Source organism: Pseudomonas sp. PDM24 (assembly GCF_019218905.1).
Lineage (GTDB): Bacteria > Pseudomonadota > Gammaproteobacteria > Pseudomonadales > Pseudomonadaceae > Aquipseudomonas.
Map to the genome: position 1 here is coordinate 1,084,662 of NZ_JAHUWR010000001.1, position 19,169 is coordinate 1,103,830.

The 19,169-nt window shown below is 57.5% G+C and carries 16 protein-coding genes; 4 read left to right on the forward strand and 12 right to left on the reverse strand.

What is annotated here, in order from left to right; all coding sequences use genetic code 11:
* Positions 1–5: 5 nt before the first annotated feature.
* From glgA to KW837_RS05025, 5 genes are all read right to left on the reverse strand, one after another.
* Positions 6–1,592, reverse strand: coding sequence for a glycogen synthase GlgA (gene glgA, locus KW837_RS05005; protein WP_192342903.1), 1,587 nt, complete (start codon positions 1,590–1,592; stop codon positions 6–8).
* Positions 1,593–2,145: 553 nt separating this feature from the next.
* Complete coding sequence (locus tag KW837_RS05010; RefSeq protein WP_218394736.1) at positions 2,146–3,099, reverse strand: D-2-hydroxyacid dehydrogenase family protein; 954 nt, start codon at positions 3,097–3,099, stop codon at positions 2,146–2,148.
* Between the two features lie 13 nt (positions 3,100–3,112).
* Entirely contained in the window at positions 3,113–4,162 is a 1,050-nt protein-coding gene (locus tag KW837_RS05015) for an alpha/beta fold hydrolase (RefSeq protein ID WP_218394737.1), read from the reverse strand.
* A 211-nt stretch (positions 4,163–4,373) separates the two neighbouring features.
* Positions 4,374–4,808: a YqaA family protein gene (locus KW837_RS05020; RefSeq protein ID WP_008069184.1), complete on the reverse strand. Its 435-nt coding sequence runs from the start codon at positions 4,806–4,808 to the stop codon at positions 4,374–4,376.
* Entirely contained in the window at positions 4,808–5,254 is a 447-nt protein-coding gene (locus tag KW837_RS05025) for a DUF411 domain-containing protein (RefSeq protein ID WP_192342907.1), read from the reverse strand. The genes KW837_RS05020 and KW837_RS05025 overlap by 1 nt, the downstream gene beginning before the upstream one ends.
* A 453-nt stretch (positions 5,255–5,707) precedes the next feature.
* Here KW837_RS05025 and KW837_RS05030 point away from each other — a divergent pair, with 453 nt between their 5' ends.
* Positions 5,708–6,238: a hypothetical protein gene (locus KW837_RS05030; RefSeq protein ID WP_008069187.1), complete on the forward strand. Its 531-nt coding sequence runs from the start codon at positions 5,708–5,710 to the stop codon at positions 6,236–6,238.
* Between the two features lie 49 nt (positions 6,239–6,287).
* On the opposite strand, the gene KW837_RS05035 is transcribed toward KW837_RS05030, so the two are convergent.
* Complete coding sequence (locus tag KW837_RS05035) at positions 6,288–7,283, reverse strand: aldo/keto reductase (RefSeq protein ID WP_218394738.1); 996 nt, start codon at positions 7,281–7,283, stop codon at positions 6,288–6,290.
* 117 nt (positions 7,284–7,400) lie between these two features.
* On the opposite strand from KW837_RS05035, the gene KW837_RS05040 reads away from it, so the two are divergent.
* Positions 7,401–8,327 carry a LysR family transcriptional regulator gene (locus KW837_RS05040; protein WP_218394739.1) on the forward strand — a complete coding sequence of 309 codons (927 nt, stop codon included), beginning with the start codon at positions 7,401–7,403 and terminating at the stop codon, positions 8,325–8,327.
* On the opposite strand, the gene KW837_RS05045 is transcribed toward KW837_RS05040, so the two are convergent.
* The 5 genes from KW837_RS05045 to KW837_RS05065 all read right to left on the reverse strand — a co-directional run bounded on the left by KW837_RS05045 (position 8,316) and on the right by KW837_RS05065 (position 15,428).
* A complete protein-coding gene (locus tag KW837_RS05045) occupies positions 8,316–9,278 on the reverse strand; it encodes a GNAT family N-acetyltransferase (protein ID WP_218394740.1) in 963 nt (320 codons plus the stop codon). The genes KW837_RS05040 and KW837_RS05045 overlap by 12 nt on opposite strands.
* Positions 9,278–10,567, reverse strand: a complete 1,290-nt coding sequence (locus KW837_RS05050; protein WP_218394741.1) for an AMP-binding protein — start codon at positions 10,565–10,567, stop codon at positions 9,278–9,280. Before KW837_RS05050 ends, KW837_RS05045 begins: the two co-directional genes overlap by 1 nt.
* A gap of 63 nt (positions 10,568–10,630) precedes the next feature.
* A complete protein-coding gene (locus KW837_RS05055; RefSeq protein ID WP_218394742.1) occupies positions 10,631–13,033 on the reverse strand; it encodes an aldehyde dehydrogenase family protein in 2,403 nt (800 codons plus the stop codon).
* A gap of 1 nt (position 13,034) precedes the next feature.
* Positions 13,035–14,165, reverse strand: coding sequence for an acyl-protein synthase (locus KW837_RS05060; protein ID WP_218394743.1), 1,131 nt, complete (start codon positions 14,163–14,165; stop codon positions 13,035–13,037).
* A gap of 21 nt (positions 14,166–14,186) precedes the next feature.
* On the reverse strand, positions 14,187–15,428 hold the full coding sequence (locus KW837_RS05065; RefSeq protein ID WP_218395155.1) for an MFS transporter: 1,242 nt from the start codon (positions 15,426–15,428) through the stop codon (positions 14,187–14,189).
* Positions 15,429–15,992: 564 nt separating this feature from the next.
* Here KW837_RS05065 and KW837_RS05070 point away from each other — a divergent pair.
* A complete protein-coding gene (locus KW837_RS05070) occupies positions 15,993–16,181 on the forward strand; it encodes a hypothetical protein (protein WP_007901365.1) in 189 nt (62 codons plus the stop codon).
* Between the two features lie 19 nt (positions 16,182–16,200).
* Here the strand turns inward: KW837_RS05070 and KW837_RS05075 are convergent, their stop codons facing one another.
* On the reverse strand, positions 16,201–16,566 hold the full coding sequence (locus KW837_RS05075) for a fe2+ zn2+ uptake regulation protein (RefSeq protein ID WP_218394744.1): 366 nt from the start codon (positions 16,564–16,566) through the stop codon (positions 16,201–16,203).
* Positions 16,567–16,800: 234 nt separating this feature from the next.
* Here KW837_RS05075 and KW837_RS05080 point away from each other — a divergent pair, with 234 nt between their 5' ends.
* Positions 16,801–19,146 carry an acylase gene (locus KW837_RS05080; RefSeq protein ID WP_218394745.1) on the forward strand — a complete coding sequence of 782 codons (2,346 nt, stop codon included), beginning with the start codon at positions 16,801–16,803 and terminating at the stop codon, positions 19,144–19,146.
* The last annotated feature ends 23 nt before the right edge of the window (positions 19,147–19,169 follow it).

The following is a 19,169-nucleotide window of genomic DNA, read 5'->3' on the forward strand; positions in this document are numbered from 1 at the left end:
GCCTCTTACTGTTTGCCCGATTTTCCCAGCGCTTTAGCCACCAGTTTTTCGTAGAGTTCGGCGTAGGGTTCGACTGCCTTGCACCAGTTGAACGGCGCCGCCATGGCTCGGCACCGCATCGCGTTGAGCAGGCCGGGGAAGGCGAACACCTTGAACGCGCGGCTCAGGGCTTCGCGATAACTTTCCACCGTGGATTCGTCGAAGAGGAAACCGGTCACGCCGTTTTCAATGGTGTCGGCCAAGCCACCGGTATTGCGGGCCACCGGCAATGAACCGAAGCGCTGGGCGTACATCTGGCTCAGGCCGCAGGGTTCGTAACGCGAAGGCATCAGCAGGAAATCGCTGCCGGCAAACATCCGGCGGGCGTCGGTTTCATTGAAGCCGATGTGCACGCCGACTTGCCCGGGGAAGCGCAACGCCAGTTCACGCATGGCTTGTTCTTCTTCCGGTTCGCCACGGCCGATGATCGCGATCTGCCCGCCGTTGGCGACAATGTATTCAGCCACCGCTTCGGTCAGGTCCAGGCCTTTCTGGTAGACCAGCCGCGAGACCACGGCGAACAACGGACCTTCGGAGTCTTCGAGGTCAAACAGCCGGCGAACGTGCGCGGCGTTGACTGCTTTGCCGTCCCAGTCGCCGATGCCGAACGGGTGGAACAGGTGCGGATCGGTCGCTGCATCCCAGCTTTCATCGATGCCATTGGGAATCCCGCTGAGCAAGCCTTGCTGGGTCTTGGCGGCGAGAAAACCGTCGAGACCGCAGCCAAAGGCTGGCGTGGTGATTTCCTGGGCATAGGTCGCGCTGACGGTGGTGATGTGGCTTGAGTAGGCCATGCCGGCCTTGAGGAACGACATCTTGCCGTAAAACTCCATGCCTTCCTGTTGCAAGGCATGCATGGGGATACCGAGTTCCGGGCACGAACCGAGGCTGGTGACACCTTGGTACGCCAGGTTGTGAATGGTGAAAAGGGTCGGGGTGCGTTGGCCACGCCAGTGCATATAGGCCGGCGCCAGGCCTGCGGGCCAGTCGTGGGCGTGCACCAGGTCCGGGCACCAGTGAATCTGGGCGAGGTTGGCGGCGATATCGGCTGCTGCGAGGCCCAGTCGGGCGAAACGAATGTGGTTGTCCGGCCAGTCGCGGCCGTTGTTGGCGCCGTAAGGTGAACCTTCGCGCTCGTACAATTCAGGGCAGATCAACACGTAAATGACCAGGCCATCGGGCATGTCCATGCGCCCGATCTTGCAGGGCGGCAACGCTGCGTGCCCGCCCAGTTCACCGATGATATGAATCGGGTTTTCGCTATTCATCACTTGCGGATAACCGGGGATCAGCACACGCACATCGTGCAGATGCGCCATGGCCCGGGGCAGTGCGGCGGAAACGTCGCCAAGACCTCCGGTCTTTACCAGGTCGGCAATCTCCGAGGTGACAAACAGGACTCTTTTCTTGTTGGGATTCTGACTGACTACCGGTGCCAGTGTCTTGGGGGTCGGCATGTTGACCGATTTGGCATTGAGGATACCGACGGTGCTCGTTTCCCCGACCTGCTGATGAGCACGTTCTCCCTGGATATCTAAAGCCGCACTGATCATATGAATCTCCCGTGTTGTTGATCTAATTCTAGGCCTGGCACAAACGGTGTTCGTGGCCAAATCCTGTGGCCGGGCGCAAACGCGCTACGCATCGGTGAGCAAGTGCTGCCCATGCGCTGAAGCAGAATGGGTGAAGTGGCTGTTGCAAGGAATGCACCAGTCGCTGTGGCCCTACTCTTAACCTGACTCGCGGCCAGTACCAAAAGTTTCGATTATTTTCACCGAATGACCGACCGGTTTTACCCCGCGAAAATGAGTCTAGGCCAGAACTTAGAGCGGGGGCGGCCAACGGGTGAAATTGTTCGACAATCGGTCAAAAGAGGGTACAGGCATAGAGCTTTGCGGGGAGACGCACCGACGAAGGGCAGGTTTATTTTCTGGCGTGGGTCAAATCGGGACCGGGAAGTCACGATAATCGGGCGTGATGGGATGTGGGTTGCACCATTGCGGTGCGTAGGGTTTAGGGGGCCTCTTCGCGAGCAAGCCCGCTCCCACAGGGGAACGCATTTCAAATGTGGGAGCGGGCTTGCTCGCGAAGAACGATAACGCGGTCTTAGCTCAGAATCCGAACCGGCTCCCCTGCCGCCCAAGCCTGTATGTCCTCGATCATTTGCGAAAAAAACAGTTGGTAATTCTGCCGGCTGACATACCCGACATGCGGCGTGGCCAGTACATTGTCCAGCGTTCTGAAGGGATGATGACGGGGCAACGGCTCATGCTCGAACACATCCAGCGCAGCACCCGCCAGGCGTTTTTTCTGAAGGGCCTTGATCAATGCGGATTCATCGACAATCGGCCCGCGGGCGGTGTTGACCAACCATGCCGTGGGTTTCATCCAGTCCAGTGCCTGAGCGTCAACCAGCCCTCGGCTGCGCTCGCTGAGCACCAGATGGACCGACAGCACATCGGCCTGCTCGAACAGTTCCTGCTTGCTGACATAGGTGACGTCGACCTCGGCAGCCCGTTCGGCGGTCAGGTTTTCGCTCCAGGCAATCACCCGCATGCCGAACACCTGCCCGAACCGGGCTACCCGTTGACCAATGCTGCCCAGACCGAGAATCGCCAAGGTCTTGCCCTGCAGGTCGCCGCCCAATCCCTGTTGCCATTGACCGGCGCGCAAGGCATTGGCTTCGGCCACCAGGTTGCGGGTCGCGGCCATGATCAGCGCCCAGGTCAGTTCGGGGGCGGCATGTTTGTAGCTGTCGGTGCCGCACACCTGAATGCCCAGCGCGGCGGCGGCTTTCAGGTCCAGGGCAGCGTTGCGCATGCCGCCGGTGACCAGCAGTTTGAGTGCGGGCAAGCGGCGCAGCAGGTCTTCGTCGAACCGGGTGCGCTCGCGCATCACGCAGATCACCTCGAATGCGCCGAGGCGTTCGGCCAGGGTTTCGTTGTCGGCCGGGTAGTCATGGATAAAACTCACCTGGCCGATGCTGTCCAGCACCGACCAGTCCACCACATCGCGAGCCACGTCCTGCCAGTCATCGATCACCGCAATCTGCACCGCCATCAGCCTTGCCTCATCAACGAACGGGATTGGTTTGGTTCAGCCAGCCGAGCAACGCCTGATGGAATTTCGCCGGTTCCTCCATCTGTGGCGCGTGGCCCATACCGGGAAATTCGATCAGCGTCGACCGGGGAATCAATTTCGCCACTTGCTTGCCGAGTACGTCGTAATGACCGATTTTCGCCTTGACCTCGGGCGGTGCGATGTTCTTGTTGATGGCCGTGGTGTCGGAGGTGCCAATCAGCAGCAGGGTCGGCACTTTCAGGTCCTTGAACTCGTAGTACACCGGTTGGGTGAAGATCATGTCGTAAATCAGCGCCGAGTTCCAAGCCACCGCTGTTTTGCCTGGCCCTTTGGCCAGGCCCGCGTACATGTTCACCCAACGATCAAACTCCGGCTTCCAGCGGCCATCGTAATAGGTGTTGCGTTGGTAGTCGTGGATACCTTGCGCCGTGACTTTCAGCTCGCGCTCATACCATTGATCAACCGTGAGATAGGGCACGCCAAGAGCTTTCCAGTCTTCCAGGCCGATTGGATTGACCAGGGCCAACTGTTCGACTTGATCGGGGTATTGCAACGCATAGCGGGTGGCGAGCATGCCGCCGGTGGAGTGGCCGAGCAGGGTGGCCTTCTGGATGCCCAGGGTTTTGAGCAGTTGCTGGGTGTTGGCTGCCAGTTGCTGGAAAGTGTATTGATAGTGGTCCGGTTTGCTGGAGGTGCAAAAGCCGATCTGGTCCGGCGCGATGACCCGGTAACCGGCCTCGCTCAGCGCCTTGATCGAGCTATCCCAGGTCGCGCCGCAGAAGTTTTTGCCGTGCATCAGCACCACGCTGCGTCCATTGACCTTGCCTTGGGCTGCAACGTCCATGTAACCCATCTGCAGGGATTTGCCTTGGGACTCAAAGTCGAAGTGCTTGACCGTGTAGGGGTAATCGAAGCCCTGAAGTTGCGGGCCGTATTCCGGCGTTTCGGCCTGGTTCTGATTCTGGTTCTGGGCGTGAGCGAGAACGGGCAGTGCCGCTGTCAGCAGCAGGCCGGGTAACCAGCGGGAGAGGATGGGCGACATGGGTAAGCTCCACAGGAAATCCGCCGATGCTGGACTGGCATGATTAGGGTGACATTAAACATAGGTCATGGCCGCAATGCCGAGCGAAATCCATGTGGGAGCGGGCTTGCTCGCGAAGGCGGTGTGTCAGACAACATTAATGTCGACTGACACTCCCTCTTCGCGAGCAAGCCCGCTCCCACAGGTTTCGCGCCGCCATGGCCATGATCATTCAACCCATCCACCCCAGCGTAGCCACGGCCAACACACCATAGCGGGCGCCCTTGGCGAGTGTCACGATCACCAGGAAACGCCCCAGCGGTTCGCGCATGACGCCAGCCACCAGCGTCAATGGATCGCCGATGATGGGTACCCAACTGAGTAACAACGACCAATGCCCGTAACGCTGGTAGTGCTTTTGGGCTTGCTCGAGATGGCGAGGGCTGACCGGAAACCAGCGCCGCTCGCGAAACCGCTCGATGCCGCGCCCCAGCCACCAGTTCAGCAGCGAGCCCAGCACATTGCCCAGCGTTGCGACGGCCAACAACGACCAGAGCCAATCCTGATTGCTGAGCAACAACCCCACCAGCACTGCTTCGGATTGCAGTGGCAGCAGCGTCGCGGCACCGAACGCCGCGAGAAACAGCCCGATGTAGGCACCGAACATCAATGGGCGGGGTAGTCCGCCACTACCACGTCAGTGCCGTCCTTTTTCAAACCGATCACTTGATAGGCATCGCTCATGCCGTCCGTTTCCATGCCGGGCGAGCCCATCGGCATGCCAGGGGCTGCAACCCCCAACAAATCGTCACGCTTGCTCAAGGCCAGTACTTGATCAGCCGGCACGTGGCCTTCGACGAATTTGCCGTTGATAAGGCCGGTGTGACACGACGCGAGCCGAGGTGGCACACCGTGTTGTTGCTTGAATTGGCTCATGTCGGCTTCAACATGGTCTGCGACCTTAAAACCGTTGGCTTCCAGATGGCTGACCCATTTTTTGCAGCAACCGCAGTTGGCATCGCGATGAACTTCGATGGGAATCAGCTCGGCAGCCTGGGCCAGGGAAGAGATGAAAAGGGCGCTCAGGGCGGCCAGACGCAGGTGGGTTCGCATGGGGATCTCGTCTCGGGTTGTGGCCAAAAAGATGCATTTTGACCCGTTTACCCAACAAAGAGACAGCGGATTGTTTCGAAGTAATACAGCGTTGGATAAACCCCCTCGCCACAGGGGGACATGCCAACCTGTTGCGATCAACGAACCTTGAGCGCCAGCAAGTTGGTTTGCCCGGCACGCACAAATAACTAACCAAGGCGTACATGAGCTTGATTAGTGATATTCGCCAATATCGAAAGATCATGTAGACCAATGAAACAAGACGCTTTCTGGTATGTACCGTAAATGTATGAGAATTGTAAAAAATGGAAATATTTGTTGGTGACGTTAGAGCACACATCGATACTCGCCCGCACCTATCTCGGTTAAACAAGGAACTTTTATGGTCGCCTCACAAGGACGTCTGTGTGTTTTGGATGATCGGCATCCCGTCACGCAGTCGGGAGCCCGGTCATGACAATCGGCTATACAGGCGCATGGACGAGCAAGGCAGGTTTACTGGTCAAGGATACCGGCAGCGGCAAGCCTGTCACCCACAGCGCCAGGGTCAAGCAGATGCTGGCATTGGTGGGAAGCAATCCCAATGCGCTGAATACGGCGAAAATGGATGAACAGAAACTGCACAGGAACATCAAGGGCTTCGACCCGGAAAATGTATCCGCCAAGCAACTGGGCAATCTCAGTGCCTTCTTGAGAGGTAAAGGCCTGATTTCCGATATTACTTCGATGACCTTGCTTAATGCCGGTGACAAGTTTGATCGTTTTGGCGTACAGAAAGACCCGGATGCGAAGTTCAATGCGCTGGAGTATTTCGCCACGCAACTGGACACCATTCAGAACAACAGTATCAAGGGTGATAAGTACGCCGTTGGCCTGATCCCTGAATACAAGACGGCGATCTACGTACTGCAGAACTTGCAAGCTTACGGCAAGGGCAACGGTACGACGGTTCCTAATGACAAGGGCGTTAACGCCAAGGCGTGATGTTTGGCCGCGTTGGCCCGCTCGAACCATCGAACGGGCCGGGCACCTGTTATCGGTCAAGCAACTTCATGACTTCTTCCGGATAACGCAGGCCGGCCGTGGCATTGGCCGGGAAAATCCCTTCCAGGGCCTGCAATTCTTCGCGGCTCAGTTTCACGTCCAGCGCGGCCATATTTTCTTCCAGGTATTTACGCTGTTTGGTGCCTGGAATCGGAATCAGGTAATCCCCTTGGGCCAAGACCCATGCCAACGCCAGTTGGCCCGCCGTCACCCCCTTGTCGGCGGCCAGGGCCTGCACTTGCTGCACCAGCAACAGGTTTTTTGCGAAGTTTTCCCCTTGAAAACGTGGACTGAAGCGACGGTAGTCGTCGGCTGCGAAATCATCCGGGCTTCTCAGAGCACCGGTCAAAAAGCCTCGGCCCAATGGACTGTAAGGTACAAAAGCAACGCCCAAGCGCTGGCACGCAGCCAGGCAACCGTTTTCCTCCTGATCGCGGCTCCATAGCGAGTATTCACTTTGCAGTGCGCTGATCGGATGAACCTTGTTCGCTCGTTCCAGCGTGGCGACCGAGGCTTCACTCAATCCCAGGTAACGCACCTTGCCGGCCTTCACCAGTTCTGCCATGGCGCCGACGGTTTCCTCGATGGCCACCTGCGGATCGATGCGGTGTTGGTAATACAAATCCAGGGTTTCCACGCCAAGGCGCTTGAGGGTGCCGTCGATGGATTTGCGAATGTATTCCGGTCGCCCGTTGACGCCCCGTGCACCGGGGTTGGATGGGTCACGGACAATGCCGAACTTGCTGGCCAGAAACACCTGCTCACGCTTGCCGATAATGGCCTTGCCGATCAGCTCTTCATTGGTATGTGGGCCGTACATGTCTGCCGTGTCGAGCAGGTTGATTCCCAGTTCCAGCGCGCGGTGCAAAGTGGCCGTGGCTTCGCGGGTGTCCACGCCGGTGGTGTAGAAATCGGTCATGCCCATGCAGCCCAGACCGATCGCGCTCACCTGCGGACCGTTTTTGCCCAGTTGACGTGTTTGCATGAAATCAGCTCCCTGTGAATTGAATCCCATTGTTGACCTCGACAGAAACAAGATAAACCGGCTAAAACTGCTATCACTATTTGTGAATTCTAAATAATCAGCCGGTAAGCCAAAGCAATGGACCGTTTCAACGCCATGCGCGTATTCACCCGAATCGTCGAACTGGGCGGCTTCGCCAAAGCGGCGGACAGCCTGCAATTGCCCCGGGCTTCGGTGACCATTCTGATCAAGCAACTTGAGGCTCATCTGGGCGTGCAACTGCTGCAACGCACCACCCGGCAGATCAGCCTGACGCTCGATGGCGCCGCCTATTACCCGCGTTGCGTGCGGCTGCTGGCGGATCTGGAGGAGACCGAAGCGGTGTTTTCCGCTGCTCGCCAAAACCCCAAGGGTCTGCTGCGAGTGGATATGCCGGCGGGAGTGGGACGTTTGATTGTGATTCCGGCATTGCCGCAATTCACTGCGCGGTATCCCTTGATCGAACTGGAAATCGGGTTGAATGACCGGCCAGTGGATCTGATCCGCGAAGGTGTCGATTGCGTGTTGCGGGGTGGCTCGGCCCTGGACGATTCTCTGGTGGCAAGGCCGCTGGTCATGATGGACCAGGTCACCTGCGCGAGCCCGCAATATTTGCAACGTCACGGAACGCCTCAGTGTCTGGCCGATCTCGATGGCCACCAGATGGTGGAGTATTTCTCCAGCAGCACCAGCAAGCGTTACGGACTGGAGTTTGTGGTGGATGGTCAGGTGCAGCCGATCGATCTGCCCAAACAGGTTTCGGTCAACAGCGCCGATGGCTATCTCGCCGCTTGCGAAGCGGGCTATGGTCTGGTCCAGACCCCGTATTATCACGTCGCCCGACAACTGGACGAAGGCCGTTTGTGTGAAGTGCTAAAGGCAGTGCCGCCACCGGCGTTTCCGTTGACGGCGCTCTATCCACCGCACCGCCAGTTGTCTCGACGGGTGAGGGTGTTTGTCGATTGGTTGGTGGAACTTTGCGCGCAGCCGAGCGGTGACTTTTATAGAAAACACTCAAGCGGCTGAGCGGGAACCGATACGGGCGTCGACGTACCGGTGGGTTCTCGTGGCATTTGCGTTTTGCTGTAAGTCGTCATGCAATCGTTGCATGTGCGCGCAGTGCAGGTTGAGGGGGCGAGACTGGACACCTCGATGAAACAGGGCGAACCAGCCATTATCATCTGGCGTGGGCATCAAGCCGGTGAAGGCGAAGCCCAGGGCCGAAAAACTGTGCATGTCCCGGGCAAAGTGCCGGGACAGTTCCAGCCGTGCCGAGATCAGCCAGTGCTGGGGTAATTGGCTGATCTGCTCAAGCAAACGTCTGTTCAAACGCTGAATGACAATGTCGAACCGATGCTGATGTTGCTTTATTTGCAAGGGCATCGCGGACCGTGATGCCTTGTCTTGCCGGGTTCCAAACACCGAACACAGATGCTGCATAAACGTCCGGCAGCTTGCGGGCCAAGGGATGTCGGGGAGCGGGCGCGTGTGTCCGTCGATCAGGTGACAGCCCATCACGATGGTTTCCGGAAGTGGTTCAGCGAATGGCGAAGGGACATAATCGGGAAGCAGTCCGGTACTGTGGAAGCCGATTTTGCCTGCCATGCGTTGAGTGTAGGGATGATGGGTCACTTGCTTGATCGAGAGGTTCTTGAGCCCCAGAAAACGCGACTGCCTCAGTAGCTCCAGGCACAGATGGGTCGCGAGATTCTGCCCTTGGGCGATGGGATGTACCACGGTGAGCGCCAGCTCCGCGGTATTCGAAGGCGAGTCGCGGCACAGCGCGGCATGCCCGAGCACCCGCGCGCCATCCATGGCCAGTATCGATTGCCAGCGGCCTTCGGCGTTGTGCTGACTGATCATGTTCGGCAGGTAAACATCCGGCTGAGCGTAAAGATCGCCGTAGACCTCTCGAAACAACCGGCTCACGGCATCTGCGTCGGAAGAACGGTAGGGGCGAAATATCAACCGGGTCATTACGCGAGCTCCTGCGAGCAGACGTCATACACTCGCAAATCCCGCACTCGCAATTGTTTGCCCGAGCGAGGGTGAAGCTGCAGGTCTGTGGCTGCGCAGGAAAGTACTCGAAACTCCAGCAGACCCTCGCGGCTCAGGTCGTCGATGGCAGGGTAGTGGGCAAGCAAAGCTTCACGCAATGCGCGCAGTACCGGCTCGACGGTTCGTGACTGAGGTTCGGGCACCCACTTCACGCTCAACAGATCCTTGGAGCCGGTCTGTTCGATCAGCAATTGCCATTGCTCGCTGTGCGCTACGCGCTGAATGATCTCGTGTATTTCTTCGGTAAACAGCGACAGCACGCCGACTCGTACCCGCTGACTGTGGGCGCTACGCCCCTTGAGGGCGAATTTACGCCTCGGGGTGGCGGTCGGTTCACGCCAACATGCACGGTCGCCCACCGGGTAACGGAGCAGCGGCATGAGCCGGCGTGTCAGATTGGTCTGCACTAGCATTCCGATACGATCGCATTCTTCAATCACTTCACCGGTGTGTTCATCGATGATTTGCAGCAAGGTTTGCTGTTCGAATACCCGATGCTCGCCCAATGCGCAGTCGCGAGTGCTGGCCCCTATTAGCCCCGCGTCTACGCTGGCGTAGCCGATAGAGGCAATACGGGCGTTGGGGAATACTTCGCCGAGGATTGCCAACTGCGGGGCAAACAGGCTTTCGCCGCCATACAGCAGCGTCTCGACCCCGCACAGCACACGCCGATGCTGCGTCAGGTAGGCCGCGAATCGAAGCAACTGTGCGGGCACCCCGGCCAGAACATTGATTCGATGTCGTGCGATCGCATCCGCCAGTACGTCCGGTTCGATGTCGCCGGTAAACGGAAACTCACAGATGGATCGTCCGACATGGGCCAGGGAATCGTGGACAAACAAAAAACTGGCGTAGAGATCCCCTGAAAAGAACAGATTGGCGACGCGGTCGCCATCGTTCAATTGAGAAGAGAGACTGTTTCCGAATGTACTGACCAGTGTTTGCCATTCCTCGTAGGAGTAAACCGCAAGTTTTCCCTGGCTGGTCGAACCTCCGGTTTTAAACACCAACGCGTCATCAACGTTTCCCGTCAAGACCGACCAATGATTCAAATCATTGCTGCCGGTCCAATAGTTGGTCACATGGGTTAAAGGTAAGTCTTTTAAAGTAATACCTGTGGTGGGTAGATGTTTCAGATGCGCGCTGTAGTAGTTTGAGTGTTGTCGTACGAAAGACACGAGTTGTTCGAGCGAATGAATTGATTTCACTGGATTCTCTTTTCTAATCAGGCGTTTTGGTTTGAAAAACACGGTCGTTGAAACGTTCTGTTTTTATATTCTTCGATCGACAATCAGTGGGACTTTTCCGCTGTGTTTGTTTCGTATGAATTCATGTTCAGCGCAGGCGGTAACTTCGACAATTAACAGGGCCGCGGCTATGGCATTTGCCAATGCTTCATGGGTCAGCAATTTTTCTCGTACCCAAGTGATATCGGCATCCGTTCGAACTTGCATTCGTTCGACGCCACTGGCGGTGTAATCCAGAACAACTTGAATGGGGACTCCTACGCTGTGTTCCAGCGCCGAAGGTGAGATGAACTCCGTGCCAATTCGCACCAGTTTGCCGTGCCGCTGCAGCAGTTCGAATCGCGGCGTTTCCAGTCCACAAGGGCAGGCTCCGGGGAGCCAGCGGCCGGTGTCGCCGATGTCATATCGGTGAACGCGCTGACCTTGCCGGGCGCGGGAGGTAAATAGCAGACGGCCGATCTCATTGGCTTGCACCGGCACATCCTGTTCGAACTGAACGATCTCCAGATACTGGGTTTCGCACATCAAGTGAAACACGCCGTCTGCGGTAGCCCGGCAGGCATGACCCAGTGGGCCTGCATCGACGGATCCGTAGAGAGCAGAACGAATGGTCGACACTGCGCAACTTTCCATCAGTCGTCGACTGGCCTCGCCCGGATGCTCGCCGCCAAGGAGCACTTTGCCAATACCGGCATAGTCGCGAAGTCGGGTCTGCTCCTTGAAAAACAGGCGATGCAGCGTACTGGGCATGCCAATCAGCACGGTGACTCGTTGCTCCACGATCAGTCGGGCGATTTCGCTGAAGTCGTCGTCCTGGGGAGCTCCCATAGGCAAATGTGCAACGCCCATCTGTTCAAGAATGCTCGAAAAGCTGAAAAAACCACCGTACAGGTTCCCGCCATAGAACAGGTTCATCACCCGGTCCTGTGACGGATCGAGCCCGACGGCGAACATGCCATCAGCCGCGGCGCGCATTTGTCGTTGGAAGTCTCGGTAGCTGAAACCTGCCAGGGCCGGAGTGCCGCTGCTACCGCCGGAGCGAAAATACAGCTGTGCCGTGGGGCTGATCGGCTGGGTCGTGAAGGTGTCTTTGTCCATGATCGGGCCACGGGCTGTGTCAGGGGCAGGCGGCACCGGGTCGAGCGTTGAGCGGCCAATCGAGACATCAGCGCCCAGGCTCACGGAGAGACGGCGACTCAGACGCGACAGCGCATAAACACCATCGTGAGGCTCGCCAGCGTAGCCATCATGAATCGTCTGGCAAGGAGCAATGCGCGTGACGCCGGCGTTGACCAGTGTACGAACAAGCTCGGGTGTCCCTGCCGGGGAGGCTATCAGTGCGCAGCTTTGCAGGACGTTTCGCCAGGGCAACAGTGATTCGGCAAGCAAGTGCTGTGGGACTGGCTTGAGCAGTACTGTACGAAACAGCGGCGACGGCGCGAGCGTCTGATGATGCTCCCAGATGACACGCCACCCGGAGCCGGTCCACACCTGGCCGGTCTGATGGGTAAAGCACTGATCAAGCTGCGCCATGGCAGTGCGTGTGGTGATTTCCGAAGCTTCCTGATCTGTCGGCATTAGCGCCGGCCACTGTTGGGCGCGACGTTTGAAGGCTTCGGCCAGACGCTCTCCGAGGTGGTGCAGGACAGCCGGATCGTTGCTGTCCACCAACACCCATTGAGGGCTGGAGCACGCTTGTTGATCCAGTCGACAGACTTCATCTGCCAAGGCATCGAGCGCGGTGGGCTCTGCCGCTTCAGGTGACAGATAAGCGAAGCTGATCTTGTGCCCCCAATCGATCCAGCGGCATCCCGCAGGAATCTGCTGACGAATCGCCTTGAGCGCTGCGACACCACCCCAGGCCGATACTCCGTCTGCCGTGGCGCAAAGTTGAGCTATCCGTGAGGTGTCAACCGGCAGAACTGCTACGAATTCGGCCAGCCTGCCGCTGCTGTCGCATTGCACAAGGGCGGCCAGCAACTGTGCGGTCAACCCCTGATCGCTGGCACTGGGGCGCAACCAGTTGATATTGCCGGCCAGCAGGCTTTCGAGTATTGCGCAGAACGCCAGTAACGGCGCATTGCCTGGGGTGATATGCACCACCAAGCCTAATGGATGCCAGCTTTCGAAACATGGCTGTCGATAGTCGATACGTCGCAGCGAACGCGGTTGCAGGCCCAGCTCTCGCTCAAGTTTTGTGCTCAGATTGCTGCGCTGGCAGAAATCGATCAGCCCCTGATACTGCTCTTCGTCAAGGGACAGATCCTGGCTACGAGATTGCAACTTCGTGGCAAAGCGCACAGCAGACTCGATAACGGTCTCACTATCGATCGGGGAAGAAAGCAGCCGGGGCAATGGTTTCTTAAGGAGTTCGAGGGCACTTTCCGGGGTGAGGTCATCACGCAACTGGCCATTGATCAGGTACATATCAAGCGCCTCCGATCAGTTCGGAAGCGGCCATGGCACAACTGCGACTGGCGGAGGTGCCGGCACGGCCATGGAGCTCGAACCAATCGGTTGGCAGACCGCATCCGCAGCTGGCGCCAGGATGTAATGTTGCCAGATCGCCCATGACCACGGCATGGGCAGGGCTCGACGAAATGTACGGCGAGACGAATTCGAGCAAGCCGCGCTTGCCGTATGGCTGGACAGTGAAATCGGATGGGTTACGCACGAAAACCTTCGAATAGATCGGTACATGAAAATGATGGTGGGCACACTGGATATAAGGCACTGCATGCTCTACGGCGCCATAGCCGTCCCGACAGCGGGGCAGTTCGATACCCAATTGCCGATTGATCCGGGCATACAACTGATGCAGGGGAATCTCCTGTGCCGCCTGGGTTTTCCAGCCTCCCCCCAGAAACACCAATGATTGGGCAGGCAATTGCAAATCAGCCACGCAGGTGTCTTCCATGCATTGAAGGGCATGGGAAAGGAACGCCGGAAAACCGAGAATGCGAACGGGCAATCCTTCCTCGGCAAATTCTTGCAAGGCTCGAATCACACCAAAAAGATCGAACTCATGACCTTTGCCGGAGAGGCGCAAGCCGTAAGCGACACGGTTGACGGGGGCGTAGCTACAAAGAAACTGATCGGTATAGGCAGTGCCCAGGGTGATGGCTGCCTCAGGCTCATAGCTCAGGAGCAGATAGTTGCAGGGGCTGTCCGGTGTATCCCAGCCGTAATGCCGGAAAATGTGGTTCACCATGCCTTGTGCCGCGGCCATGCTGCGATGGTCGTAGCGCATGCGACTCTTTTGGCCGCTGGTGCCGGATGATGTCAGCTCCAGCGCGACTTCGCCTGTGGGACCGAACACCAAATGACGTTTGAAGTAATTGGCGAAAATCGGCGGCAACCTTGACCAGTCATCCAGCGTCTCCAGGGCGTTGGCGTCAAGATCATTAGCATTCAACCAGCGTTCGTATCCGGGTGTGTGATGACAATGAAACAGGCTGATTTCGCTCATGGCCCGGTCGAACAGACCGTCCGGCACGGAATCCAGGCAATAGGGTTGCGTTAACGCACAAAGCGCATCGGTATGGGGTAGATGGATCATCAAAAGACCTACTGGTTGGTGTCAGATCGCAAGCGGGATGTGAGAACGACGCAGAAACAGACTCAAGGGCGCCAGGCACAATAGCCCCATGAGACAGGCCATCAGAGCGAAGGCCTCAAGGCTGTCACCGGCACCCAGGGCCCCGATAATCGAGCCACCACCACCCATGACAGCGATGGAGATCATGCCGATCGCGGCTGAGACCAGCCCTTTACTGTCATCGCTGGAAAACAGCGCGAGCCGGTACAGCGCGGCGTTGCTCATGCCAAGACCGATGGCGTAAAGCGACAGGCAACTGACCAACAGGAGCGTCGAGGCACCGGTGAAAGTAATGGCGGCCAATGCGATGAGCCCACCGCAAAACGGCCAGAGCCCGTATCGAATCAGTTGGGGCAGTTCAGTGTTGGCAATCAATCGGTTGAGTATCAGATTGCCGAGAATGACAGCCGCAAATACCGGGATCTGCCACAGGCCGTACTGCAGGGTGGAAAGTCCCTGGTTCTGGATCAGCAAGAGAGGTGCCAGCCCGATCCAGGCAATCAACGGCAGGCTCATCAGTCCCAAGGCGACGGTGGCGCGCAGGAATTGCGTGTTGGTGAGCAAAGCGGCGTAGCGGCGCACCGTGCCGCCCCATTCAAAGGGTACGGCAGCCAGTCGCTGACCGTCCTGACGCAAGGTGCCCACCGTTTCCGGCATGTACCAATAAAGCCCCAACCAGACCATCGCGCCGCCAACCCCTAACAGTAAAAACAGCTCCCGCCAGGAGAGCCATTCCAGCATCAGGCTGCCGAGCAAGGGGCCCAGCAGCGGGGAGAGCAGCGCCACGTTGCCCAGCAATGCCATGATCTTTACAGCGTCGGCTTCACAGAAGACTTCTTGCAGGGCTGGATAACTGACCGCGATGACAAATCCCAATCCCATGCCCTGAATCAGGCGCAAACCATTGAAGACAAAGATGCTCTGCACGTAAAACGCCGCAGCACAGGCTAGAGCGAATACCGCACAACCGATGAGCAGCATTCTGCGACGACCGAAATGATCGGACAGTGGACCGATAAACCACTGCAAAAGAATGCCCCCTGCCAAATAAAGATTGAAGGCATAGGGAACATGACTCGCACTGGCATTCAATTGATGGGTTACGGTCAACATGGCCGGCATGATCATATCGCTGGCCATATAAGTCAGAAGTTCAAAAAGAGTGATTGCAAGGCAAAAGCCAAGAAGTCTAGACGAACTTATATCTATTAAGGGTTTGTGCATGATGTTCCTGTTTATGCCGGAAGTCTGATAAGACGGCAGAACAAGAATAACCATGGCCCATGAGGATTTTCATGTGCTTATTTGAGGCCAAAAGCTTCAGTATTTTTCGTTGTGTGTCTGACTGGGGTTTTCAGGGGAAAGAGACTGGGGGGTCGTAATAAATCCCCTGCACGAAAAAAGCCCGCTATAAAGCAGACATTTATACGGAGGTTTGATAGATAAGTTTTTGGTGTCGGCGAATAAGTCGGTTATATAACCGGCCAGCCAATGTTATCGAGGCTGATCATAACTCGGCGCGCCATGGTCATAATGACGATCGCCATGCCAGCCGCCGTGGGGGAAAACGATGCAGCCACTCAGGGTCAGGAGAGCAAGCAAGGGAATCGGCTGTGTGATTCGACGAAACATTTCAAAATCCTCATGGATATCGCCGCAATGAAGTCAAATTTCGTCATCGGCTGTAACATACGACCTCGCTTGCAGCCCCTCATTCCCGCAGATCGGTAGTGGCTTGGCATGCAATCGAATACAAGTCGGATACATTTTTTGGTTCAGGAACCCGCAATGACCCAGTCGCAACGTTTGAAATACTCGATTCTGATCTCCCTGGTGGTACTGGGGATCATGTTCGGCCTTTCCTGGCTGCAAAATGCAGGGATCATCACAGAGCAGCTGTTCCAGTACATCGCCATTGGCGTGGCGGTGCTCGTGGTGGTGATCAATGGCGTGATGCGTCGCAAGGTCAAGCCTTGAGCGACGCCCCATGGCCGGACTACTCGCTGAACAGGACGGCGGCAGCCTGTGGATGCAGGCTGTAGCTTTTGTCCGGATTGAGGGTGATCACGCCTTCACCGCATAAGCGTTTCAACACTTCACGGACACTGAGAAAGGACAGGGGAATGTCCAGGTCCAGCAAGTGACTGTGCACGCCACGCACACCCAGGCTGCGGTCGCTTTGGGCGGCCGTCAGCAAGGCGTCGATCACTTTCAGGCGAATCAGACTGGTTCGCAGGCCAAAGCTCTTGAGCAGAAACCTGATCCGTTCGTTGCCGTGGCGTTCGGCTGGTTGATTGAAAACGCCCAGGGTGCTGGCCTTTGGCGCATGGCTACCGTCCGTTGGCAGTTGCGGGTTGTACATGCAAAAACTCCTTTTCAGAGCCTGATCAGGAAAAATGTGATGGGTGCTCTCAATCAATAAGACGAACGAGCCAGGCAAATAATGAAGACCCGTATGTAGAAAATTTGTCGCCAGCACGTCAGCGGCCCGTGAGCCGGGCGTGGGGTTACCCTCAAAGGCTTAAATTTTTGCTGTTTGCTTCGTTTTAAGGGGAGGCGCATTGCGTGTCATACGTCTTTTCGATCAGGAGCGAGCGTGATTATTTCCAGGCAGTTAACCAGGTTGAGCCTTGCGGGTGTGTTGCTGGGGCTGAGTCTTGCGGCAAACGCGCGCAGCCAGCCAGAGCAGGCGACAGCCGAGATTCGTCGAACCAGTTTCGGCGTGCCGCATATTCGTGCCGAAAACGAGCGCGGGCTCGGCTATGGCATTGGCTATGCCTACGCTCAAGACAATCTGTGCTTGCTGGCCAATGAGATTGTCACCGTCAATGGCGAGCGCTCACGGTATTTTGGGCCGGACCAGTTTACCGTCGAAGAGCGCGGGAACCTGGCCAGCGATCTGTTTTTCAACTGGTTGAATACGCCGCAGGCAGTCGGCGCTTTCTGGCAGGCGCAAACGCCTGAAGTTCGTGAGCTCATCGACGGTTATGTGGCCGGTTACAACCGTTCGCTGACAGAGCGCCAGGCCCAGGGGTTGCCGCAGCAATGCCAGGGCGAATGGGTGCGCTCGATCACTGCGCAGGATCTGGTCAAGCTGACCCGACGTCTGCTGGTCGAAGGCGGCGTGGGGCAGTTTGCCGAAGCATTGGCCGGCGCTACCCCGCCGAAAGCCGTTGCCCATATGGCAGGCGAACCCGTGTCGTTCCAGCTGGCGGCTTCGCGCATGCAACGTTTCGCTCTGGATCGTGGCAGTAACGCCGTGGCGGTCGGCAGCGAACGTTCGTTCAACGGACGCGGGATGCTGCTGGCCAATCCGCACTTTCCTTGGGGCGGTGGGATGCGTTTCTATCAGATGCACCTGACTATTCCCGGCAAACTGGACGTCATGGGCGCCGCGTTGCCCGGCCTGCCCATGATCAATATTGGTTTCAACCAGCACCTGGCATGGACCCACACCGTGGATTCGTCCAAGCATTTCACGCTGTATCGTCTGCAACTCGATCCCAAGGATCCGACCCGTTACCTGCTGGACGGCAAGTCCTTGCCGATGAAAAAGCAGACGCTGGCGGTGAACGTGAAGCAAGCCGATGGCCAGACCCGGCAGGTTTCCCATGTGGTCTACAGCTCGCAATTCGGCCCGATTGTGCAATGGCCCGGCAAGCTGGACTGGAACAACCAGTTCGCCTATAGCCTGCGCGATGCCAATCTGGAGAACGACCGGGTCTTGCAACAGTGGTATGCGATGAACCGTGCCGCCAGCCTCAAGGATTTGCAGGCATCGGTGCACAAGATTCAGGGGATTCCGTGGGTCAATACCCTGGCGGTGGACGATCAGGGGCAGACGCTTTACATGAACCTGTCGGTGGTGCCGAACGTCAATGCCGACAAGCTGGCCAAGTGCAGCGATCCTCGGGTCGGATTACAGATGATCCTGCTCGACGGTTCCAACAGCGCCTGTGCCTGGGACATCGACCCACACGCTGCGCAAAAAGGTATTTATGCGGCAGACAAGTTGCCGCAACTGTTGCGCAAAGACTTTGTACAACATTCCAACGATTCGGCCTGGATGGCCAACCCGGCACAACCGCTCACCGGCTTCTCGCCATTGATCAGTCAGGACAATCAACCGTTGGGGCTGCGTTCGCGTTTCGCACTGGAGCGTCTGGGCACCTTGAGCAAGGCCGGCCCTGTCGCTGCGGCAGATCTGCAACACATGGTGATGGACGATCAAGTGTATCAGGCGACCCAGGTGATGCCGGACCTGCTGCAATTCTGCGCCGCGGATCTTGGCGCCGATGCGCCGACGCTTACGCCGTTGTGTGCCAGCCTCAAGGCTTGGGATCGCCGGGTGAATCTGGACAGTGGATTGGGCTTTGTGCATTTTCAAAATGTCATGGAGCCGTTGCAGCAGATCCCTGGCATCTGGCGTGTCGCGTTCGATCCGAAGGATCCGCAACACACTCCACGTGGCCTGGCAATTGAACAGCCAGACGTCGCCAAAGCGATTCGGGCGGCGATGCTGGCCTCGGTCGAACAGGTAAAAACCCTTGGCCTGAAAGCCGATAGCCGCTGGGGTGATATCCAGGTGGTCAGCAGTGGCGGGCAGCAAACGCCAATTCACGGCGGACCGGGCACGCTGGGTGTGTATAACGCGATCCAAAGCGTGCCGAGAACCGACGGCAAGCGCGAAGTCGTCAGTGGTACCAGCTATTTGCAGGTGGTGACTTTCGATGACAAGGGGCCGCAGGCTCAAGGTTTGTTGGCATTCTCATTGTCCAGTGACCCGGCATCGAAGTACTCCCGGGACCAGACACTGGCCTTTTCGAAGAAGCAGTTGAGTGTGTTGCCGTTCACCGAGCAGCAGATCACGTCCGATCCGCAGTACCAGGCTCAGACGATCCGCGAGCAGGATGAGAAAGCAGGGAAGATCGCCGCGCAGTAATAGCGATAGCGTTCGAACGAAAC